The sequence below is a fragment of the Plesiomonas sp. PI-19 genome, assembly GCF_021368255.1.
Taxonomy (GTDB): Bacteria; Pseudomonadota; Gammaproteobacteria; order Enterobacterales; family CAMTGL01; genus Plesiomonas; species Plesiomonas shigelloides.
Genome location: NZ_JAJNMQ010000001.1, coordinates 2,095,293 through 2,118,151, shown reverse-complemented (window position 1 = coordinate 2,118,151; position 22,859 = coordinate 2,095,293). Strand labels below are relative to the sequence as shown.

The window sequence follows — 22,859 nt, the reverse complement described above, 5'->3', positions numbered from 1 at the left end:
CTAACGTCATGCGATTGGGTTGGTTAGGGATAGTGATCGGCTGCCTGTGTTGGCAGCCGGTGCACGCGGCGCGCATCAAAGATGTGGCCGTGGTGGAAGGGGTGCGTAGTAACCAGTTAGTGGGTTACGGTCTGGTGGTGGGTTTGACCGGCACCGGTGAAAAGAGCCCGTTTACCGAGCAGAGCTTCAAGGCGATGCTGCAAAACTTTGGCATCCAGATCCCGGCCAACGTCAAGCCGAAGATCAACAACGTGGCTGCGGTAGCGGTAACCGCCGAGTTGCCGCCGTTTACCAAGCAAGGGCAGACCGTGGATGTCACGGTGTCGTCGCTGGGTGAAGCCAAAAGCCTGCGTGGCGGTATGCTGCTACAAACCATGCTGAAAGGCTTGGATGGTCAGGTGTATGCGGTGGCGCAGGGCAGTTTAGTGGTCGGCGGTTTTAGTGCCGAAGGCAATGACGGCTCCAAGGTGCAAGCCAACACCCCGACCGTAGGCCGAATTCCAAACGGTGCGACGGTGGAGCAGGAAGTGCCAACCCCGTTTGATCGCGGCGATTTCATCACCTACAACCTGCACAGTGCAGATTTTACCAGCGCCCGCCGTATGGCCGAGGCGATCAATGACACCTTAGGTGGCCAAATTGCCCAAGCGGTTGATGGCACCTCGATTCGAGTGCGCGCGCCGCGCGATGCTACCGAGCGGGTGAATTTCCTGTCGACGGTGGAAAATATCGACTTTGATCCGGCGGAAGAGGCGGCCAAGATTGTGGTCAACTCCCGTACCGGCACCATTGTAGTCGGTCAGAATGTGCGTTTGCGTCCTGCGGCCATTACCCATGGCGGCTTGACCGTGACCATCAACGAAAATCTCAACGTCAGTCAGCCAAATCCATTGTCGCAAGGGCAAACGGTGGTGACACCGCAATCTAACGTCCAAGTCGATCAAAACAAATCCAAGATGGTGAAGTTTGATCCGGGCGTGACCCTCGACGATCTGGTGCGGGCGGTGAACGATATCGGCGCGGGCCCGTCTGATGTGATGGCGATCCTCGAAGCCTTGAAACAGGCCGGGGCGATTCAAGGTGAGTTGGTGGTGATCTGATGGATAGCGGATTTGTTGATGCCAGTACTTATCATGACTTAAACAGCCTCAGCCGTATGCGTGAGGCGGCGCTGAAAAATGATAAGGATGCGCTGCGCGCAGCAGCCAATCAGTTCGAGGCCACTTTTATGCGCCAGATGCTGAAAAGCATGCGTGACGCTAACTCGGCCTTCAAATCCGAAGACTCGCCGTTTAACTCGCCGTCGGCGGACTTTTATCAGCAGATGTATGACGAAGAGCTGGCGGCGGAGCTATCGCGCAAAGGCTCATTGGGGCTGGCAGATCTGCTGGTCACGCAATTGGGCGGTAAAGATGCCAAGGGTGAGGGCAACAGCGCCGCACCGGTCGCTCAGGCCGGCGGCGATCTGCTCTCTGAGCTGCGCCTGCGTAAAAATAAATCCTCTGGCCTGCATCAACCCGATCCGGTGGCCGGCATCGCGAGTCATCGTAAAACCCGCTCGGTGGGAACCGATGACAATTTGCCCGATGCGCCAGAAGACGGATTTTCCAGCGCGCAAGAGTTTGTGGCGACCTTGTTCCCGCATGCCTTGAAAGCAGCTAAAAAGCTGGGGACGACGCCGGCCATTTTGATTGCGCAGGCTGCCTTGGAAACCGGTTGGGGCAAAAGCATTATTCAAAACGCCGCCGGCAGCAGTAATAACCTGTTTAACATCAAAGCCGGTAAGAGCTGGGATGGCGATAAGGTCACCGTGCGTACGTTGGAGTATTTCGACGGTACGGCGGTGAACGTGACTTCTCCGTTTCGGGCCTATGACAGCTTTGCCGATAGCTTTGAGGATTACGTGCGTTTCTTGCAAGAAAACGGCCGTTACGCGCAGGCGCTCAAACAGGCCGCCAATCCAGAAAACTACATCTCGCATCTGCAAAAAGCCGGTTATGCCACCGACCCGCGCTATGCCAATAAGGTCATCAGTATTCTGCGCCGTGTCCAGTCACTGCTGGAATAACGCGCCTAGACGTCATCTATTTTGTCGGAACCCGTGAACATGATGCAATTTCGCCGAATCTCATCCCTGCTGGTACTGCTGTGCGGGATCACGCTAGTTGGTTGTGCTAGCCCCAATAAACCGATTGCCGATGATCCTAACTGGGCACCGGTCGAGCCGCCGCCAGCGCCAAAGCCGCCGGTTGAACTGACTGGCTCACTGTTTATTAAACCGCAAGGCGGCGGGATGTATTCGGATATCAAGGCGCATCGGGTGGGTGACATCATCACCGTGCAGCTGATGGAAAACACCAAAGCCAAGAAAAACGCCAAGACCGACTTGAGCAAAGAGAGCAACGCCAGCCTGCCAAGCCCAACCATTGCCGGTCGTCCTGTCACCATCAACGGGGTGCCGGTTTCCTTTGGCATCACTAACAGCAATGACTTTAACGGTGGGGCGGCCGCCGATCAGAGCAACAGTTTAAGCGGCTCGATTTCGGTGGAAGTGATTCAGGTGCTGTCGAACGGTAACCTGCGTGTGCGCGGCGAGAAGTGGATCACCTTAAATAACGGTGAAGAGTTCATTCGCCTGACCGGCACGATCCGCCCAGAAGACATTAGCCCAGATAACGTGATTGCCTCGGTGAAAGTCTCCAATGCGCGTATCCAATACTCTGGTACCGGTGCGTTCTCGGATACCCAGAAGCAGGGTTGGCTGTCACGCTTCTTTAATAGCGAGTGGTTCCCGTTCTGATTCGGGTAAAGTTTTTCTGAGTACGGCAGATACATATCAGGTAGCTGCCGTCGTCTGAACTGGCTAAACGCCGGTTCAGGGCACATCAGATTGAGGAGAAGGTAATGAATGATCTACTGCAACTGGGCATGAGCGGTGTATTGGCTAACCAAGCTCAGCTTCGGGTAACCGGTAACAACATCAATAACGTCAATACCATCGGTTACAGCCGTCAGGTTGCGGTTCAGACCACCAACGGAACCCAGTATCAGGGCAACCTGCAGTTCGGTACCGGTGTGAACATCACCGAAGTGCGTCGCGTGTACAGCACTTACGCCAACAACGAACTGAACATGGCGACCACCAAATTCTCCAACGCCACTCAGCGCACCACCGGGTTGACCGAGCTGGATAACTTGCTGTCGAAAGTGGGGATTAAAATTCCTAACACCCTCAACAGCTGGTTTGATGCGGTGAATAAACTGGGCGATGCGCCGAATGATGTTGCACTGCGCCAGCAAGTTCTTGAACAGGGAAAAAACCTCTCCGCCCAGTTCAATAACCTGCACAGCACCCTCGATAACAAAGTTAATGAACTGAATGATCAGCTGACCGGCAGCGCGCAGCGGGTTAACGATATCGCCAAAGAGTTGGCCGATCTGAACAAAACCATCGTCGAACAAGGCGGTAGCTCCAACGAGATGGAAGACCGTCGTCAGGCGCTGCTGGATGAGCTGGCTGAGTACACCCAAGTCTCGACAGTGCCGAAAGACGATGGCTCGATGAACGTCCTGATTGGTGGCGGTCACACCCTCGTGTCCGGTGGCGACAGCGCCAAAATCAAGATGGTGGATGGCTCACCTGATCCTCGTCAAAGCCAAATGGCGATTAGCTGGGGTAACAGCAGCAAGCCGCTCAACGGTCAGTCACTCGGCGGTAAGCTGGGTGCGATGTTTGAAATGCGCGATGTGCATATTCCGAAGGCGATGGATCAAATCGGCCTGATGGCGATAGGCATTGCGGATGCGATTAACAAGCAGCAGCAACAAGGCTTGGATCTCAATGGCGATATCGGTCAAAACATGTTCACCGATATCAATAGCGATCAGGCCAAGCAGAGCCGAGCTATCAGCAACAATCCGGGCTTGGATCTGGGCGTCAACATTGATGATGTTAGCAAACTCAGCGCCGGTCCGTTCCAAGTCGAGTTTGACGGTAAAGATTACATTCTGCGTGACAAGAGCGGTAACGAGCTGGAAAAGCTGACGCCGAAAGGCACGCCGATGAACGGTTTAAGCTCTGATAAATACGGCTTCACGCTGGAGATCAACGGCGGCACTATCGCCAAAGGCGATAAAATTGAAATTCGTCCAACCCGCCAAGGTGCGGCGGATATCGGTATGAACATGACCGATCCATCGCAAATCGCCGCGCAAGGCATTACCAACAAAGGTGAAGCTAACAAGGGCAGCGGTAGCGTGAATGTCTCGGTGAAAGATAAAGCCGATCCGAATTATCCGATTGATGGCCGTAAGCTGAATATCGAATACTTCGATGATGGCGGCAAGTTGTCATACCGCATCACCGATGGTGGCGAGCCACCAAAAGAGCTGCAAAAAGGCGAGTATAGCGCGGGCGCTAAAGTGAACGTAGGCGGGATGGAAATTACCCTCGGCGGTAAACCGCAAGTCGGCGATTCTTTCAGCATCGATATGGATCCTGCCTCTGGTAGCAACACTAACTTGCTGGCAATGCAAGATCTGCAGAACAGCAAAATCATGGGTAACGGCACCCAGACCCTGTTCGATGTGTACGAAAAACTCAATACGGATATCGGTGCGGCGCAGTCATCGGCTATGCGTGATTACAGCCACACCAAACTGGAGTATCAGAGCGCGGCAACTCGCGCTAGCAGTGTCTCCGGTGTGGATCTGAACGAAGAGGCCGGTAATTTGATTCGCTATCAGCAGTCTTACTCAGCCAGTGCGCGGATCATTACATTAGCCGACGATATTTTTAAAACCCTGATGGGCGCGCTGGGCTGATTAAGGCTTCCGTGAGCTGTGCCCAAGAAGACCGGCCTAGACCGGTCTTTGCCAGACGTTTTACCGATTACATTACAGGACCAGCATTATGATGCGTGTATCTTCTTTTCAGGACTACCGCCTGTTTACCACTAACATGGGGCAAAAGCAGGTTGAGCTGAGCAAAGTATGGAGCCAGATTGATTCTGGCAAACGGGTTCAGACCGCCGGTGATGATGCGGTGGCCATGGTCTCCATCCATAACCTCAAACAGCAAAGCACCCTGAATCAGCAGTACACCAACATGGCGGACTTGGCGCTCAATCGCTTAGGGCAGGAAGAGACCTACCTGAAAAACGCTGACGATCTAATTCAAAACAGCAAAGAGCGTGTGCAAGGGGCATTAAATCCGTCACTGGACCAAGATGGCCGTAATGCACTGGCGCAAGACATGCAATCTAACTTAGATGCTCTGTTTGATCTGGCCAATACCCGTGATGAAGCCGGTAACTATATCTTTGGTGGTACCAAAACCGATCAACCGCCATTTTTCAAAGATGCCAGCGGTAAAATTCAGTACCGTGGCAACGATGAGCAGCGTTTCATGCAGGTGGCATCCTCAATTCAAGTTCCGGTGAATGATTCTGGGGCAAAGCTGTTCCAGCAAGTGCCGAATCCATTTGGTGATTATCGTCCAGATTACAATCTTAGCGAAGGCTCGGATTTCTTCATCAACAGCACCGAGAACCTACAAGGTTCTGATGAGCAGTATGATGTCGAGTTTGTCAAAATGGCTGACGGCTCAACTGGTTTTCTGGCTAAAAATAGCAAGGGCGAGTACGTTCCTAAGCAGGAAGAAGATCCTGCACACCCAGGCACACTGTTACCTCCTGAACCACAACCAGTAGATATGAAAAATGGTCAACTGGTGATCAATGATGGCAAGCAGGATCTCGCGCGGATCAAATTCAGCGGCGAGCCTAAAGTGTCAGATGATGGCGCAGATAAAGTCAGCATCAAGCCGGGTAAAACCATCGATGCATTCGAAGCGATGCAAGACGCAATCAAAAACGTGCAAGACGGTACTAACACCGGCAACATCAGTATGGGTCTTGCCGACCTGGATGCCATCAGTAAACACCTGAACTCGGTACGTGGTGAAGTGGGTACGCGCATGCAAGCGGCGGAAACTGCAAAAGAAGATCATGCCGATAATGATGTGGTGGTAAAAAGCGCTCTCTCTACCCAAGAGGATGTGGACTATCCGACTGCCATTTTGCAGATGACCATGCTCAGTAGCTCAATGCAGGCCAGTCAGGCCACGTTCATGAAGTTGCAGGGGTTGAGTCTGTTTAACTATATCTAAACTTAATCTGCTATCGCTAATTGTTTAATTAATGGGCTGCAGATAACAAATGGCTTCTTTGGTGAAAAACCGCGCTTAGGCGCGGTTTTTTTTACGCCTTTATCATGCCGAATACCGCAGAGAAACCGCAGAAAATGGCGTAATAATTGCTATATCAGGCATATCAGTGACGGGCAATCAGAGGAAAACATGTCTGACATACAGAACCTGCCTTCGGCAGAAGAGATCGAAGCGCATTTTCAACGTGGCGTGGAATTGTTTAATCAGGGCAACAAGGAAGACGGTTATCAGGTTGTACGCCTGATGGCGGACCTGTGTCCCGACAATTTTACCTATCAGCATACCGCCGGTCTGATTGCCTTTGAAAACAACAACCAGGAAGCTGCTCAGCGCTATTTGTGGCGCGCCGCCGAGTGTGACCCAAACAATCTTGAACTCTATTTCACGCTGGCACAATCCTATTTTCGCAGTCAGCAGTACGTAAGTTGTCTGAACTTATTGACTGAGCTGGAACAGCATATTTCCGGTAGTGTCGAGCTTTTGACGCTGAAGAAAGAAGCCTACGAGCAAATTGGCGATAAACCCAATGCCATGCGCTACCGTGCATTGCTGCGTGAAGTGCAGCAAAGTGAAGAGATTGTGGAGCTGGAAACCACGCTGCAAGAGTATTATGAGCAAGCACAAGCGCTGATCGAAAACGGGGATTTCTCTGATGCTGAGTTCTTGCTCTCAATGGCGCAAGAGCTCAAAGACGGTGATGCCGAACACGATTTTCTGTGGGCTTATCTCTATCATCGCCAAGATAAAAATGAGCAGGCCAAAACCAAAGCTGAACTTGCTTATAAAAAAGGCTTCCGTAAGCCAGGAATCTACTATGTGTACGGCTATATTCTCAATGACTTAGGCGAATATCCTGCTGCACGTGAGATCTTGCAAGAAGGCGTAAAAGCTTGCCCGCAAAGCTTTGTTATCTATGAAACTCTGGCCAAAAACTACCTCAAATCCGGTGCCTACGAGCAGGCTCTTAAAGCCTATCGGAAACTGAGTGTAGATAAACCATCTGATGAATACCGCATCCAAATGGCTATTGCTGAGTTTAAATGGTTACAAAGCAGCAATAAAAACCTTGATTACCCAACGGTACGTCAGTTCCAAGATAAGTTGTTGCCGTTATATCACCAATTTCCGGAAAATATTGAGTTGGCAGATGCTGCCGCCAAGATTTACCAGTGGTTAGGGATGGGTGAGCAAGGGGATTTGGTGTATCAGGATCTGATTGAACGCTATCCGAATGTGTTGTCGCCAAAATGGAATCGGCATTCATATTTATGGATGAGCAAGCAGTATGAAGCATTTTTAGCGTCTTATCGGTTTGGTGAGCAATGCGGCCAACGCGTAAGTTTTGGTCGTGAAGTTAACCGCTGGCAAGGCCAAGAATTAAAAGATGACGAAACACTATTGATTTATTGCGAGCAAGGGGTTGGGGATGAAATCCGCTTTGCGCATAACTACGCTATAGCTGCTCAAAAAGCGAAAAACGTAATTGCCTATACTGAACCTCGTCTTATCGAAATGTTTAGCTTAGCATTTCCAACGATTAAGTTTATTCCATGTGGATTTAATGGCTCGTCACGTACTTACCCTGATGAACTTTTACATATTAAAGATAATACGTTCATTGTGGCTGCTGGTGATTTAATGGAAATTAACTTCCGTGAGTCTGGTTCATTAATGCGGACAGAGCCCTATGTAGTATTGCCAACAGAGTTAACTGACTTCTGGAAAGAACGCATCAAGCAATTACCTAAACGCAAATATAATATTGGTATCTCATGGCGAAGTGGGATGCGAAACCAAGGGCGTAACTTGGGCTTACTGGATGTAATGGATATGCTGCCAGTGTTTGAGTTGGATGCGAATATCATCTCTTTACAATACGATGACGTGAGTAAAGAGCGTAAGCAGTTACAAAAGCGTGGAAAAGATTTGGTTGTTTTTGATGATCTTGACCAAAAAAATGACTTTATGGGCGTTGCTGCCTTGTATCAATCACTGGATTTTGTCATCTCAGTAGGTACATCCGTAGGTGATATTGCGTATGCTGCTGGTGTTCCTGCCATTATGCTATATGCCAATTATCTTGGCCAAGAGGAAGGTGTGCTGCATAAAGACTTTAGTGGTTGGGGACGTCAGTACTATTTGTTTTCACCATTAACGAAAGATAAGTCTACTGTTGTACAACAGTGCGTTAAAGATATGTTGACTCGTACTGAAGCATAATTCATTAAGTATCGCCCCAATAATTGATTATCGGGGCGATTACTTTGAGCGGTTATTTAGCTGTTAGCCATTACTGATATCGTCCCACGACAAGGCGGTCCCTTTTTTTAATGGGCGATGGGCTACTCTCCCTAGGACTTCATCATAATATCGTGGCGATAAGCCAAAGCCTGGTCGAATGCTACGAATGTTATCAGCGTTCAGTTGTTCTCCTACAGCAATATCTTTTACTACATATAATGAGCGTCGGAACTTGACGTTGCCTTTTTCAGCTTCTGTTCGTTCATAGGTCGCGCAGCCTAAAGCTGACCATGCTGTTCGGGTATCTTGGCATAAACGAGTCAGTTCATTGGGATCTAGTGAAAAGCTGTCATCCGGTCCACCGGCTGAGCGATCAAGAGTCACATGTTTTTCTATCACACAAGCGCCTAGAGCGACGGATGCAATCGCCGTGGCATTATCCAAGGTGTGATCGGATAATCCCGTGATGCTATTAAAGCGTTGTGCCATATCAGGAATTGTCCGCAAATTATATTGCTCTGCGGGGGCAGGGTAACCACTCACACAATGCAGCAATATGAGCTGTTGGCAGCCATGTGAGCGTGCAGTATTCACGGCCTCTGCTATTTCTTCAGCAGTTGCCATCCCCGTTGACATAATCATCGGCTTACCGGTTTGGGCGACGCGGCGAATAAGTGGTAAATCAACCAATTCAAATGACGCAATTTTATACGCGGGTGCGTCTAACTGTTCGAGTAAATCTACTGCAGTAAAATCAAATGGCGAACTAAATATCGTAATTCCCAGTTTTTTGGCATGTTCGAATAGCGGTTGATGCCATTCCCACGGTAGATGGGCTTTTTGATAGAGAGAATACAGAGTTTCACCATCCCACAAGCCACCATGAATTTTGAACTCATCACTGTCATGCTCAATGGTGATAGTGTCTGCGGTGTAAGTCTGCAATTTAACAGCATCTGCGCCTGCTTGTTTGGCTGCGTCTATGATCTGGATTGCACGGTTGATATCGCCATTATGGTTTGCTGACAATTCAGCAATAATATAAGGTGGGTAGTCTGCACCAATACGGCGACCATCGATTTCAATGTATTTATTCATAATGTGATTTTCAATTTTTTTGCAATAACAGTACGATATTCTTGCCAAATAGTGCGGGTTATCGCTAAATGTACGACTTGGTGTTGTCCATGATTTGAGCAAATATCCTGCGCAATAAAACCAAAACGTTGGTGTAATTTTATCACCGAGTGATTGAAGTCAAGAACTTCACAGCGTAAACGTTCTAATTGCAAATTATGGAATGCATATTCTAAAGCGTAAAACTCTAACAGGCTCCCAGCTTTAAGTGGCGCAGGCTGCGCCGCGTAAAATGCCCATGATGCGGATTTATCAGCTGGGTTAATATCTGAAAAAGCAATAACTCCCATGGGTACGATATCTGCATAGGCTATAAAATAAGCATAGGATGGGTCATGTTTAATTTTTGAGAACCATACCGAGTGCTCTTCGTATGAAATAACATGCGTTGTATACATGTTTTTTCGTACATCTGGATGATTACGCCATGCAAGTACCTGTTCGAGATGTTTATCATCCATCGGAGTTAATTTCAGCATGTGAGTATCCTGAAAAATGAATTAGCTGTAATAATTGCGCCATTACCGTCAATGGTGATTGGCGATAAAGTAGGAAGAGCAGTCCAATGTTGGATGAGCCAGGTTAATTCAGCATAATAGTCTGCAGAATTCAGGAGTTGAGCTTCTCCTAGGTAGCGTATAGCACCTAGATTCGCTAGATGTTCGGATGTATCACGCTGATTATCCGCAACACAGACCACCGAAGCTGGCGTGTTTAAGCACAGGCGTTCCCAATTACTACTGCCAGATGCACCAATCATGTAATGTGAGGTAGCTAACAGTTGTTCAAAATCATCGCGATGCGCATATAGCAACACATCCGTGTTTTCCGCGATTGCCTGTAATTGCGGATAGCGCAAATTAGCTCGACCGGCAATCAAGATAACCGTGAAGGGAAGTGCGGGCATCTCTTGTACCGCGCGTAAGAATTTTTCACACTCTCCCGTTGGATCGCTACCGCCAAAGCAGACCAATAATTGATTTTCTCTGGGTAAATGCTGTTCTCTCAGTGAGGCAAAACTTGGCCGTAATAAAGCGTATTCAGGACCGATAAGATGGGTTCCTGGACTATTTAAGTAACGTTGACTTCCGGCTGGCCAGAGATTTTGATCCAAGATTAAATCGCTCTGATGAGGACGATTCATGTCATCAATTGCCAGCAGAGGACATGCAAAATAGGTGCTAATTGCGGACTCCCATTCTTTTCCTAGCTGATAGTGATCAACTATCACCCCATCGGCGTGCGCATGTTGCGTAATGATATTCGCAACATCATCTTGCCACGTAACGGATTCTGCATTATCAGGTAATACGGTGATGCCATATCCATGAGCGGCAATATAATCATTCAGATTGCCTGGTAAATCGCGGCAAATGAAATGAACCTGACAGCCTAATACGGTGAGATGCTGTGCTAAGACCATACAGCGCATCACATGTCCCGTACCAATCAGTGCTGAGGCGTCGGCTCTAATAAGGATATGGCGTGGCTTTTCAGTTTTCATCGTGCAATAACCGAAACATGAGCTCTGCATATTCCCAGTCTTCAGGTGTATCAATATCCTGTACTCGCTGACGGGGTAAAATCATGGCGCGCGCAGCAGGGGAGAAGATAGGTTTGCCATTTAAAAAAGCATCAGCGGTTCCCCAGTAAAACTGGCCTGCATCATGAAATGCTTCAGGCAAGTCTTGTGAGCGAGTGCTTAAGTGTTCAGGTTGAAACATGCTCACTCGTTGCTGGGCATCGAGTCTAATCGCACGTTGGATCGGAAAAGCATAGCGGGTGGCACTGAATACATAGTCGGTATCGTCTTGTGCCAATAAATGATATCCCGCCAACAAATCTTCAGCACGTACAAAAGGGGCCGTGGCATACAGGCAACACAATACATCTACGGGCTGTTGCTGCTGGTGAAACCACAGCAAAGCATGTCGAATTACATCCGTAGTTGTCGCGTAATCGTTGGCAATATCCGCAGGCCGCATAAAGGGGACTTCAGCACCATATTGCTGCGCCACCTCGGCGATTGCAGGATCATCAGTCGATACAACGACAGCATCGAAGCAGCCCGCTTGCAGAGCTGCTTCGATGGAGTAAGCAATGATCGGTTTTCCAGCAAAGGGACGAATGTTTTTATGAGGGATACGCTTGCTACCACCTCGTGCTGGGATCAATGCAATTTTCACAGTTGTGCATCCTGTAAAATGGTACGCAGTACTTCGATTACGGTGTCTTGCTGCTGATCTGTCATTGCCGCAAACATAGGTAATGAAATAGCGTCTTCATAATAGGCTTCAGCTATCGGGTACTCGCCAATTTGAAAACCTAAGTTTTGATAATAAGGCTGGGTATGAACAGGGATATAGTGAATATTGACACCGATTCCGGCATTTCTCAGCGTATCAAAAATGTCTCGCCGTGTTTTGTTGAGTTTTGAACGTTGAAGCCGGATCACATACAGATGAAGAGCAGAATAAGCATCTTGTTGGCTGAACAATGGCCGCGTTAGCGGTAAATCATGTAGCGCTGCATGATAACGTTGGGCCAGTTGATGGCGGCGCGTAACAAACTCATCTAAGCGTGTCATTTGAGAAACGCCGAGCGCGGCTTGTAATTCGGTCATACGGTAGTTATAGCCAAGGTCAATTTGTTGGTAATACCAACTACCGTGACTTTCGCCCTGCATTCTTGATGGCTCTCGGGTGATGCCATGGCTGCGTAGCAGTGCCATGCGCTCGGCTAATTCTGGGCAGTTGGTCAATGCAGCGCCACCTTCGGCGGTGGTGACGATTTTTACCGGATGAAAGCTAAAAATCGTGATGTCGGAGTATCGGCAGTTACCGATGGGTTCGCCATGGTATTGCCCCCCAATTGCGTGCGAGGCATCTTCGATGATATGAAAGCCGTACTCTTGCGATAGCGCATAAATGGCTGCCATATCGCATGGATAGCCGCATAAATGTACCGGCACAACAATTTTTGGCAGGGTACCGTTTTGTTGAGCCTGCTTGAGTTTTTTCTCCAGCTGCTGTGGGCACAAGTTATAGGTCACGGGGTCAATATCGACAAAATCGACATCGGCACCACAATAGCGGGCACAGTTAGCGGATGCGACGAAGGTAATCGGTGTTGTCCATAAACGATCGCCAACACCTAATCCGAGCGCCATACAGGCAATATGTAACGCCGATGTCGCACTGTTGACAGCCAGAGCATATTGAGCGCCGGTAGCTTGCTGTAAAGCCAACTCAAAGGCCGGCACTTGTGGCCCTTGAGTTAAGAAATCCGACTGCAATACAGCAACAACGGCATCAATATCATCCTGAGAGATCTGCTGTCTACCGTAAGGGATCATGAATCAGATACTCCCAATTTTAGCTTGGTTCAGCTCAATCCATGTCTGAAGCGTATCTTTGCTCATCCATTCAGTGTTGTTATCACTGGAATAAACAAAGCCTTCAGTCACTTTCTTACCATCTTTGATACGCTCAGGAGATGCATGCCACTCATGGATTGCGGGTAGGATTTTATAATGTTCAGGGTATTCGTAGGTGTAGTAGGAGTCTTCAACACCAATCATTTGTTCATGCAGTTTCTCACCTGGACGGATACCGACAATTTCTTGTTGTGCTTCCGGTGCGATCGTTGCTGCAATATCTGTGATATTCATCGACGGGCTTTTCTTAACGTAAATCTCGCCACCCACCATATCTGCGAAGGCATGCCAAATGAGTTCAACACCTTGCTCTAGCGTGATCATAAAGCGTGTCATGCGCGGATCTGTTACTGGCAGAACGCCTTTGTCTTTGATTGACAGGAAAAATGGAATAACTGAACCGCGAGATCCCATCACATTGCCATAGCGAACAACGGCAAAGCGGGTTTTGTTAGCACCAGAGTAAGAGTTGCCCGCAACAAAGAGCTTATCTGAGGCTAACTTAGTCGCCCCATACAAGTTCGCAGGGCTGCTAGCTTTATCTGTAGACAGTGCGACAACTTTTTGAATACCTTTATCGATGCAGGCATCAATTAGGTTCATGGCACCATTGATATTGGTTTTGATGCATTCAAACGGATTGTATTCAGCGGTAGGCACAATTTTAGTTGCGGCGGCGTGCACAACAAAATCAACGCCATCCAGTGCACGCATTAAACGATCTTTATCACGCACGTCACCAATGAAAAAGCGCAGGCGTTTTTCGTTTGGATATTTCTTAGCCATATCCCATTGTTTCATTTCATCACGTGAATAAATGATGATTTTTTTAGGGTTGTATTTGGCCAGAGTCATTTCAACAAACTGGTGACCGAAAGAGCCAGTACCGCCGGTTACCAGAATCACTTTGTCATTAAACATAGATACGCCATTAATTCATTAGTGAAGGGCTGCAAAGGGAATGCATCCTCTATAGGAAGTCGATTTCTTGACATGCCGCGTTGCAAACTCGTTATGGCAAGTCTCAAGCATAACTTGTGCCAATACGATTGGTGACATATCGGTGTGTTTTTATCCGGGGTTTACATCGCGGAAAATAAATAAACTCTTTTTAATCAATGCATTGTGTGAATTGGTGAAATTTATTCTTCAAGTTTTCTAGCGTCCGCCGATTAACTATTACAAGCAGTCAGCATGCTGGCTGCAACGTTAGTTCTAGCGATGAAAATAAAAAATTGATCAATGGGCTAATGTTGTTGTCGGCAGTGCCGATAAGTAATGACGTAACACAATCAATAAGTTGCTGCGGGCAGTATGCTGGGCGGCAAGTTTAACGGAGATTACAAGCATGGCTATTACTGTAAATACCAACGTAACCGCGCTGAATGCCCAGCGTAACCTGAACAAAACCAACAACGCGCTGAACGTATCCATCCAGCGTCTGTCTACTGGTAGCCGTATCAACTCTGCAAAAGATGATGCTGCTGGCCTGCAGATCTCCAACCGTCTGACCTCTCAGATCAATGGTCTGGATGTGGCAGCAAAGAACGCTAACGACGGTATCTCCATTGCACAAACTGCTGAAGGTGCAATGCAAGAATCTACCAACATCATGCAAACTATGCGTGAAAAAGCGCTGCAATCTGCTAACGGTACTAACTCTGCGGATGACCGTGCGGCAATCCAAAAAGAAGTGTCTGCTCTGTCTACTGAACTGGATCGTATCGCGAATACTACCTCTTTCGGTGGCCAAAAACTGCTGGATGGTTCTTTCGGTAGCCGTGCACTGCAGGTAGGTTCTGAAGCTGGTGAAACCATCAACCTGAGCCTGAACAGTACTAAAGCTAGCGATCTGAAAACAAAAGTTCATTCAGTGACGATGAGTGCAAAAGAGGTTACTGTTGGCACTGCTGGTACTCCAGGAACTACTAGTTTTGCTATCAGTGGCGCTGATGGTAAAGCGATTGCAACTATCAATACTGCAACCATGAATAAATGTATGGGTGGCGATGGTAAAGTAGACCTGAGCAAAGTTGCAGAGGAAATTAATAAGCAGTCTGGTAAAAGTGGTGCAACAGCATCTGTAAATGCATCTGGCAAACTGGAGATCATCAGCGCTAGCAAAATTGGTGCTAAAGGGGCTGCTGCTGGTGCTGCTGCTTCTGCTACCATTTCTATGGCTGACATCGATATGTCTACCCAGTCCGGCTCTAACAAAGCACTGCTGGTTATCGACTCATCTCTGAAGCAAATCGACAGCCAGCGTGCTGATCTGGGTGCGCTGCAAAACCGTCTGAGCAGCACCATCAGCAACCTGGAGAACATCTCTGAAAACTCCGCTGCTGGCCGTAGCCGTATCATGGACGTAGACTTCGCGAAAGAAACGACCAACATGACCAAGCAGCAGATCCTGCAACAAGCAGGTGGCGCGATGCTGGCTCAAGCGAAAGCTCTGCCACAAGCAGCGCTGTCTCTGCTGGGTTAATTCTTTCTCAGCCAAGTATAAAAAAGGGAGCGTTGCTCCCTTTTTATTATCTGAAACATCCTGATTAAGAGGCTCCTTTATGGATATCTCTTCTCATGCAGCAAGTCTGCTGCCTTCAACTGATTCTATTAATCGTCAGGCTAAACAGCATTCTTCTTCTGTCGACGCTCATTTTGCCGAAAACACCGGCAAGATGCTGACATCTGAGCATACGTCGCCGCAAAATCACAATTTTGTTGATAAAAATCTTGAAGAGAGTGATTTAAGTGAAGTAACCGCACAGATTGAAAAATTCATGAACAGCATGCAGCGTGGGCTGGCGTTTAGTATTGATGAAAAGTCGGGCAACCAAGTGGTCTCAGTGTTGGATAAGCGCAGCGGTGAGGTGATCCGCCAGATCCCGTCAGAGGATATGCTGGTGATTGCGCGCCAAATGGCGGACAAAGCGGCAGGAATTTTGCTTAAAACCGAAGTATAACGCACCGAGATATAGATGCTGTGCTGAAACACTATTGCTCAGCGATAACGAATAAATGATGTAGGAAGGGGAAAACTATGCGTGCACCGGGAATCGGCTCAGGCTTACCGATCACTGATTGGGTTAACATGATGGTGAAAGCGGAAGCAACACCAAAAATGAAGCAGTTCCAGAGCCAGCAAACCAAACTGGACACTCAGCTCTCTTCCTATGGTCAACTTAAGTCCAGCCTGTCTGAGTTTAAAGATATGCTGGAAAAAATGCAGAAAGATGAAGCATTTGAAAAACGCAGCGTAACAATTAATGGTAAAGATCAGCCATTTAGTGCGACAGCAGATAAAAATGCTATCTCCGGAAACTTTGATATTTCTGTTCAGCAATTAGCTAGTGAACAAAAAACAACGCTGAACGGAGTGAATGCGGACGCTAAATTCTCTGGTACACTCGATTTTTCTGTGGGTAAAGATGGCTCAGAAACCTTCAGTGTTGATATCAAAGAGGGAAGTAGCCTTAAAGAGGTGGCTGATGCCATCAACAAGTCACCTGATAATAAAGGTGTAAAAGCTACTATCCTTGCCGGAAATGATGGTACAAGTCGTCTTGTCTTGGTGGGGCAAGATACCGGTGAAGAGAATCAATTTACCGTAGCAGGCTCAGGCTCTACAGAGCTGACAAATATGTTGGCCGGGCAGTCAACTCAACCGGCTAAAGATGCTGAATTTACCGTTGATGGCCAGAAGATGACGAGCAGTACCAACAAGGTGAAGAATGCTATTCAAGGCATCACCTTGGAGCTGACGGATGTGTCAGAAAAAGTGGGGGATGCTTATAAGACCAATCGTATTACCATCGACTACGATCGCGATGGAGTAAAGGATAGTCTGAAGAAGTTTGTCGATGCCTATAACAAGGTAATTGACGTTACAACTGAGCTAACGAAATACAACAAAGAGACCAAAAAAGCCGCCCCACTGACCGGCGATAGTCTGACTCGTTCGCTAAATACCGAGATGCGCGGTATCCTGACTGCTCCAGACGAAAACAACAAAGACATCAAATTCTTGGCTGACTTAGGGATCACCTCGGATCGTGACGGTAAGCTTCAGATTGATGATAAAAAGCTGGATGGCGCGTTAGAGAAGCACTTTACCCAAGCCGGTGATATGTTCGGTGGAAAAGACGGTATCATCGGGAAAATGGAATCCCTGATGAAAGACTATGTGGGGACTGGCGGCACTCTGACTGAAAAAGATAAAACCCTACAAGAGCAAAAGAGCAAGTTAGATACTCAGATTAGTGCGTTTGAAAAGCACATGAAAGAGTACGAAGCTCGGGTGACAGCGCAGTTTAGCGCCCTGGATCAGTCGATTGCTCAGATGAACCAGCAAATGAGCACCTTGATGTCCTCATTGGCCTAATTTTATGCGGAGTACACCATGCTAGTGGAAATCAGCGCGCTAGATACCCGCCTTCGTGAATTGTTTGCCCCAGATGCGGATCCGGATCCAGATGAGATCTTACAGTTGATGGGACAGCGTCAGCAGCTGTTGCAACGCCTGATACCAACATTGTCGGTCGAGAATAAGCAGCAGTTATTGCTAGAGACGCAAAGTTTGCTTTGCTTAGCGCAAACCGCGAAGCAGGAGTGTGGTGATAAGCTGGCTGTGCGCAAACGCGGCCAGCGTGGGATTAATGCGTATCGCCAAGTCAGTACGCAGTAAGTTGCATTGGAATTTATGCAGTAAAGGTGAATTTAAATAATGCGTGGCACATTACAAGCTTATAAAAAAGTATCCGTAGACAGTCAGTTAGATGCGGCATCACCACACCGGATTATTCAGATGCTGCTTGCCGGCGCTATTGAGCGTTTAATTCAAGGTAAGGCGGCGATGCAGGCCGGAAATACCGCGCAAAAGGGTGAGCGGCTAGGAAAGGCGATTGATATATTGACTAACCTAAAGGCCAGTTTGACCCGTGAAACGCCAGAGGCGGAAGCGATTGCTAATAATCTTGAAGGGTTATATGACTATATGATTCGTCAAGTTTTTGACGCTAATGTCAATAATGAGACAGCAGGTCTTGACACCGTTATCGAATTATTACGTGAGATAAAAAGCTCATGGGATCAAATACCTGCAGATTTACATCATATCGGTGCGGAATAAATTCGTTACAGAATTGGCAAAAACTTAGGGATGCTGCTAAATAAGCTAGAACAGTGATATGTATCACAATTATTTGTGATAATTTTTTTCTGATGTTATGCTTTTATGACTGAGCGATACGGGATTTTAGTTAATAACCTCACAAAATCACGAAATATTAAATAAAGCTCATGTTATAGGGTAGTCTGATATTGCTATAGTCGCTGCCATAAATACTAGAATCGTTACGTTAGACACATAATCATGCCGGGACTGCAAAAATTTTTACTGATAGAAGATGAGCCTCACCGCCGTGAGGTTCTGACGGTTATTTTTAACTTTATAGGTCAGGAAAATATCGTTGTTTCATCCAGAGATGTAGAGCTGTCTCTGGAGGAAAAGCATTCCTGGGCAGGCTGTTTGCTCGGCCGTATCACAAGTACGGATTCTCAGTATCAAGCAGTGATTGATTTTCTGCGTATCAATCATCATATCCCTGTGATTACGTTTGCTGGGCAGGGCGAGGATTTACAAGGGCTTGCTAACTATGTTGGCGAAGTGGCTGAGCCTCTCAACTACGTTCAGTTAACCGAAGCGCTGGGGCACTGTTACGAATTTCAAGGTAAGCACTCGGCTTCTTATCCGCAAATTACCCGTAAAAACAGTCTATTCCGTAGCCTGGTAGGGCGCAGCCATGCGGTGCAAAATGTGCGCCGTATGATTGAGCAAGTAGCGCCTACTGACGCTAACGTGCTGATTTTAGGTGAGTCTGGTACCGGTAAAGAGGTGGTGGCACGTAATATCCACTATTACTCTGCTCGTCGAGAAGGGCCTTTTGTTCCGTTAAACTGCGGCGCTATTCCAGCCGAATTGTTGGAAAGTGAGCTGTTTGGGCACGAAAAAGGTGCGTTTACCGGTGCCATTTCTGCGCGTAAAGGCCGTTTTGAACTGGCTGAAGGCGGTACACTGTTCTTGGATGAAATCGGCGATATGCCGATGTCCATGCAGGTGAAGCTGCTGCGTGTATTGCAAGAGCGTTGCTTTGAGCGTGTGGGGAGCAATAAGACCATCCGCGCGGATGTGCGAGTGATTGCGGCAACACACCGTAACTTGGAAGAGATGATTGCCAATGGTGAGTTTCGCCAAGACTTGTACTACCGTCTGAATGTATTCCCGATTGATGTCCCAGCACTGCGTGAGCGGGCCGAGGATATTCCTTTGCTATTGCAAGAGTTGCTATCGCGTTTAACTGCCGAAGGTGCTCGCTCCGTTCACTTTACTCCGCGAGCGCTGCACTCACTGTGCGAGTACTCTTGGTCGGGTAATGTGCGTGAGTTGGCGAATTTGGTGGAGCGCTTAGTTATTTTGTATCCGGATGAGCTGATTGATATCTGCCATTTGCCACCGAAATACCGCAGTGTTGAGGTATCGAGCTTCCAGCCGAATACCACACCAGCCGTGCAGGACTTGTCTGCATTACACGGTTATCCGCGTAGCCATGAAGATGAACAAACCGAGCTAGAGCGTGCCGCACTGTCTGAGATCTTCAACGAGGCGGTGCCAGCCACAGGGGCTAGCCAGTCAGAAGGACCGTCTACTTTGGGTGCGTTACCGCCGGAAGGAATGAACCTCAAAGAGATGCTCTCTGATTTGGAGATTGGATTGATTCGTCAAGCGCTGGATGCTCAGTTCTGGGTTGTAGCCCGTGCCGCAGACATGCTGGGTATGCGCCGTACAACATTGGTTGAAAAAATGCGTAAGTACGGATTGAACAAGGAAAGCGCTGCAGTTTGACCGTTTAAGCGTTCTGTTACACATCTTATTAGTTCTGTCTCCAATCAAACACCACTGACTTTTCGGATGCTCCGTTTAAGTAGTGGTGTTTTTTTATGCGTTTTTGATGTTTCTCTTTTTTATTTACAGCTGCCACGAATCCAGTTGCCTCGATGCATATCTCAACTCTCAACTTGATGCTGAGGATTTTTATCATGGTGGCTGCACGTAAATGACAAGTATCATAATGAGACACCTAGTTTGATGTAATTGGCGAATCGTGCTGAATTTTGGTTGTTACCTTAAATTATGAATGTTACCGGTAAAATTGAGCACGATTCGCTAAATATAAGTATGGCTATAGTGTGGTATGCAAAGTTTATTTTCCGCTGCTATGAGCTATTCGGCTCAGTTAATATATGCAGTGGGGTTTGACTGCAATTTTAGCTAAACGTGCGATTGCTAAATAATGATATAAAATAATGTTGGCTAATTATTTTATTATTTCATCATATAATTAACGAATTATATGCACGGCGGCGCACTTGTGCATCTTTGTGTTTTCCAAAATATACGCTTATTGATACATCGATATGATGTGATGAGTTTTCTGTTCTTATCTTGAAACCGCATCGGCTTTTATATGATGCTTTTACCGTACACTAAGGATAACCACACCGATTCTGCTGCTCTGGTCTGCTATTTGCTTAGTTCTCCATAAATCACTGTTTTCAGTCAGTGCGACTTAAGCAAAATGAAGGTGGAACCATGTCTGACCCTGTCGCTCCTCTCTTGCAACCGGCTGCCTATTATCAGCAAATGATTGCGGCGATGCCGGTGGCTGTGATTGTGCTGAATGGGCATGGTTATGTGGCCGAGGCCAATGCGGAAGCAGTGCGTTTGCTGGGCGAGCCTCTGTGTGGTGAGCGTTGGTTAGATATTATCCAACGCTGTTTTGCACCACAAAAAGATGATGGTCATGAAGTGTCGCTGCGTGATGGGCGACGGGTGCGGGTGGCGCTGTCTGCAACCGATGCGGGGCAACTCATCTTGATCACTGATTTGACCGATTCGCGCTTGTTACAGGCGCGAGTGAGTAAGCAGCAACAGCGTTCGTCACTGGGCCAAATCTTGGCCTCGGTCGCGCATCAACTGCATGCGCCGCTTTCATCGGCGTTGCTATACGCTGAAGAGTTACAGTCGGCGGCCTTGCAGCCTGAGCAGCGACAGCGTTTTCAGCGCAAGCTGTACGAGCGATTACAGGAGCTCAGTGCGCAAGCGCAGGATATGCGCCGTTTTTGTCGGCAAAATCCACTGTCTAGCAATAGCCCATCGTCGAACAATAGCGAACAGTACGGTACTGAGCTGACCTCTGAGTGTGCCAGTCAGCCGGTGATCCATGATGCTCGTTCGTGCCATTTGTATACCTTAGCCGAAAAAGTGGCGGCGACCGATGCGACGGTGATGATCCAAGGGCCGAGTGGGGTCGGTAAAGAGGTGCTAGCGCGTTTTATCCATCAGCACTCACCGCGAGCCGGTGCGCCATTCGTGGCGATTAACTGCGCGGCGATCCCGGATCACATGTTGGAAGCCACCTTGTTTGGCTATGAAAAGGGCGCGTTTACCGGCGCGGTGCAAGCTTGTCCAGGGAAGTTTGAGCAGGCGCAAGGCGGTACCTTACTGCTGGATGAAATCAGTGAGATGGCGCTTAGCCTGCAGGCGAAATTATTGCGGGTGCTACAAGAGCGTGAAGTGGAGCGCTTAGGGGGACGCAAGACTATCAGCCTGAACGTACGGGTGCTGGCGACCTCGAACCGGCAGCTGCTGGATGCGGTGCGTCAGGGCGAATTTCGTGAAGATCTCTACTATCGCTTGAATGTGTTTCCACTGCACTTGAGCGCCTTGCGTGAGCGACCGGATGACATTATCCCGCTGGCGCATTATCTGCTCGCGCGCCATGCTGCGCGTGATTATCAGCTGACAGGGCGCAGTACCTTACCGCGTTTGACTGCCGACGCGGCGCAGCTGCTGCGCCGTTACCGCTGGCCGGGCAACGTGCGTGAACTGGACAACGTGATGCAGCGCGCCTTGATCTTATCCGCTAGCGATGAAATCGGCGTGCATGACATTTTGCTGGAGCCTGAGCAGTGTCAAACGGCCATGACGCCATCCCTGAGCGAGTTTTCCCCTGCAGTGAGCCATGCGGAGCAAGACGCTCTGAGCGCAGCGTTACCCGAGGCAGGCTTGGATCCTGCGATAAGCGCAACCTCGGCGGCTACCCTCGATGGTGACCTGCGTTTGCAGGAAGCCAACTTGATTTTACAGGCGCTGCACGCCTGCGATGGGCGCCGCCTCGAAACTGCGGAGCGCCTCGGCATTAGCCCTCGCACCTTGCGCTACAAACTGGCTCGCATGCGCGATAGCGGGATAGCGATCCCGCAGTAATCCCGCATCGCATTTTTTTGCTACAGCAGAGGTTGGCGATTTCGGTGCGAGTGATGCCACATTTTGGTTCGCCGGATGTGGTATCTAAATTGCATGAGGGGTAATTAATCTTAATTTAAGTCGTTCTGATGACGTTTTGACGATGGAGTTTGAGGATGGAATTGTCCGCAATACAGCAAGAAATGAAGAGCATGGCTCTGGATGCTGCGGGATCCGCGCGCAGCCTGCCGGTAACGGGTACGGCGCAGAACAGTGCTTTGGACTTCTCTGCTTTATTAGGGGATGCCATCAACCATGTCAACGGTCTGCAAAAGGCCTCTAACACCATGGCGACGCGCTTTGATGCCGGCGATCACAGTGTTGGGCTGGCAGATGTGATGATCGCGGGGCAAAAATCCTCCGTGGCCTTTGAGGCGACGGTACAGGTACGTAATAAGCTGCTTGAAGCTTATAAAGAAATCATGAGTATGCCTGTCTGACGGCACGCGGTT

At 48.4% G+C, this 22,859-nt stretch carries 20 protein-coding genes; 14 read left to right on the top strand and 6 right to left on the bottom strand.

What is annotated here, in order from left to right:
- The first annotated feature begins 8 nt into the window (after positions 1–8).
- The 6 genes from LQ901_RS09465 to LQ901_RS09440 all read left to right on the top strand — a co-directional run bounded on the left by LQ901_RS09465 (position 9) and on the right by LQ901_RS09440 (position 8,449).
- On the top strand, positions 9–1,100 hold the full coding sequence (locus LQ901_RS09465) for a flagellar basal body P-ring protein FlgI (RefSeq protein ID WP_039045252.1): 1,092 nt from the start codon (positions 9–11) through the stop codon (positions 1,098–1,100).
- Positions 1,100–2,068 carry a flagellar assembly peptidoglycan hydrolase FlgJ gene (gene flgJ / locus LQ901_RS09460; protein ID WP_233672182.1) on the top strand — a complete coding sequence of 323 codons (969 nt, stop codon included), beginning with the start codon at positions 1,100–1,102 and terminating at the stop codon, positions 2,066–2,068. Before LQ901_RS09465 ends, flgJ begins: the two co-directional genes overlap by 1 nt.
- A gap of 39 nt (positions 2,069–2,107) precedes the next feature.
- The gene (gene flgH / locus LQ901_RS09455) at positions 2,108–2,800 is read left to right on the top strand and encodes a flagellar basal body L-ring protein FlgH (RefSeq protein ID WP_010862219.1); all 693 of its coding nucleotides are present in this window, start codon (positions 2,108–2,110) and stop codon (positions 2,798–2,800) included.
- A gap of 104 nt (positions 2,801–2,904) precedes the next feature.
- A complete protein-coding gene (gene flgK / locus LQ901_RS09450) occupies positions 2,905–4,824 on the top strand; it encodes a flagellar hook-associated protein FlgK (protein ID WP_152128945.1) in 1,920 nt (639 codons plus the stop codon).
- Positions 4,825–4,912: 88 nt separating this feature from the next.
- Positions 4,913–6,169 (top strand): flagellar hook-associated protein FlgL, encoded by a 1,257-nt coding sequence (flgL, locus tag LQ901_RS09445; protein WP_084977181.1) that lies wholly within the window; start codon positions 4,913–4,915, stop codon positions 6,167–6,169.
- Positions 6,170–6,358: 189 nt separating this feature from the next.
- Entirely contained in the window at positions 6,359–8,449 is a 2,091-nt protein-coding gene (locus LQ901_RS09440) for a tetratricopeptide repeat protein (protein WP_064977391.1), read from the top strand.
- Between the two features lie 63 nt (positions 8,450–8,512).
- Here LQ901_RS09440 and pseI read toward each other — a convergent pair whose 3' ends face one another.
- The 6 genes from pseI to pseB are packed head-to-tail and all read right to left on the bottom strand — an operon-like array spanning position 8,513 to position 13,964.
- Positions 8,513–9,568 (bottom strand): pseudaminic acid synthase, encoded by a 1,056-nt coding sequence (gene pseI, locus LQ901_RS09435; protein WP_064977392.1) that lies wholly within the window; start codon positions 9,566–9,568, stop codon positions 8,513–8,515.
- Positions 9,565–10,086, bottom strand: a complete 522-nt coding sequence (pseH, locus tag LQ901_RS09430) for a UDP-4-amino-4,6-dideoxy-N-acetyl-beta-L-altrosamine N-acetyltransferase (protein WP_064977393.1) — start codon at positions 10,084–10,086, stop codon at positions 9,565–9,567. The genes pseI and pseH overlap by 4 nt, the downstream gene beginning before the upstream one ends.
- Positions 10,080–11,111 carry a UDP-2,4-diacetamido-2,4,6-trideoxy-beta-L-altropyranose hydrolase gene (gene pseG, locus LQ901_RS09425; protein ID WP_233672181.1) on the bottom strand — a complete coding sequence of 344 codons (1,032 nt, stop codon included), beginning with the start codon at positions 11,109–11,111 and terminating at the stop codon, positions 10,080–10,082. The genes pseH and pseG overlap by 7 nt, the downstream gene beginning before the upstream one ends.
- Complete coding sequence (pseF, locus tag LQ901_RS09420) at positions 11,101–11,793, bottom strand: pseudaminic acid cytidylyltransferase (protein ID WP_064977395.1); 693 nt, start codon at positions 11,791–11,793, stop codon at positions 11,101–11,103. The genes pseG and pseF overlap by 11 nt, the downstream gene beginning before the upstream one ends.
- The gene (gene pseC, locus LQ901_RS09415) at positions 11,790–12,962 is read right to left on the bottom strand and encodes a UDP-4-amino-4,6-dideoxy-N-acetyl-beta-L-altrosamine transaminase (RefSeq protein ID WP_064977396.1); all 1,173 of its coding nucleotides are present in this window, start codon (positions 12,960–12,962) and stop codon (positions 11,790–11,792) included. The genes pseF and pseC overlap by 4 nt, the downstream gene beginning before the upstream one ends.
- A gap of 3 nt (positions 12,963–12,965) precedes the next feature.
- Positions 12,966–13,964 (bottom strand): UDP-N-acetylglucosamine 4,6-dehydratase (inverting), encoded by a 999-nt coding sequence (gene pseB, locus LQ901_RS09410; RefSeq protein ID WP_064977397.1) that lies wholly within the window; start codon positions 13,962–13,964, stop codon positions 12,966–12,968.
- Positions 13,965–14,391: 427 nt separating this feature from the next.
- Here pseB and LQ901_RS09405 point away from each other — a divergent pair, with 427 nt between their 5' ends.
- From LQ901_RS09405 to fliE, 8 genes are all read left to right on the top strand, one after another.
- Positions 14,392–15,528, top strand: coding sequence for a flagellin (locus tag LQ901_RS09405; RefSeq protein WP_064977398.1), 1,137 nt, complete (start codon positions 14,392–14,394; stop codon positions 15,526–15,528).
- A gap of 79 nt (positions 15,529–15,607) precedes the next feature.
- On the top strand, positions 15,608–16,006 hold the full coding sequence (locus LQ901_RS09400; protein WP_064977399.1) for a flagellar protein FlaG: 399 nt from the start codon (positions 15,608–15,610) through the stop codon (positions 16,004–16,006).
- Positions 16,007–16,083: 77 nt separating this feature from the next.
- Positions 16,084–17,424: a flagellar filament capping protein FliD gene (fliD, locus tag LQ901_RS09395; RefSeq protein WP_064977400.1), complete on the top strand. Its 1,341-nt coding sequence runs from the start codon at positions 16,084–16,086 to the stop codon at positions 17,422–17,424.
- An 18-nt stretch (positions 17,425–17,442) separates the two neighbouring features.
- Positions 17,443–17,727 (top strand): hypothetical protein, encoded by a 285-nt coding sequence (locus LQ901_RS09390; RefSeq protein WP_039045264.1) that lies wholly within the window; start codon positions 17,443–17,445, stop codon positions 17,725–17,727.
- A 39-nt stretch (positions 17,728–17,766) separates the two neighbouring features.
- On the top strand, positions 17,767–18,171 hold the full coding sequence (gene fliS / locus LQ901_RS09385; RefSeq protein ID WP_039045265.1) for a flagellar export chaperone FliS: 405 nt from the start codon (positions 17,767–17,769) through the stop codon (positions 18,169–18,171).
- A gap of 243 nt (positions 18,172–18,414) precedes the next feature.
- Positions 18,415–19,944: a sigma-54 dependent transcriptional regulator gene (locus LQ901_RS09380; RefSeq protein WP_039045266.1), complete on the top strand. Its 1,530-nt coding sequence runs from the start codon at positions 18,415–18,417 to the stop codon at positions 19,942–19,944.
- Between the two features lie 747 nt (positions 19,945–20,691).
- A complete protein-coding gene (locus LQ901_RS16835; protein ID WP_064977401.1) occupies positions 20,692–22,368 on the top strand; it encodes a sigma 54-interacting transcriptional regulator in 1,677 nt (558 codons plus the stop codon).
- Positions 22,369–22,523: 155 nt separating this feature from the next.
- Positions 22,524–22,847, top strand: coding sequence for a flagellar hook-basal body complex protein FliE (fliE, locus tag LQ901_RS09360; protein ID WP_010862198.1), 324 nt, complete (start codon positions 22,524–22,526; stop codon positions 22,845–22,847).
- Positions 22,848–22,859: the final 12 nt, after the last annotated feature.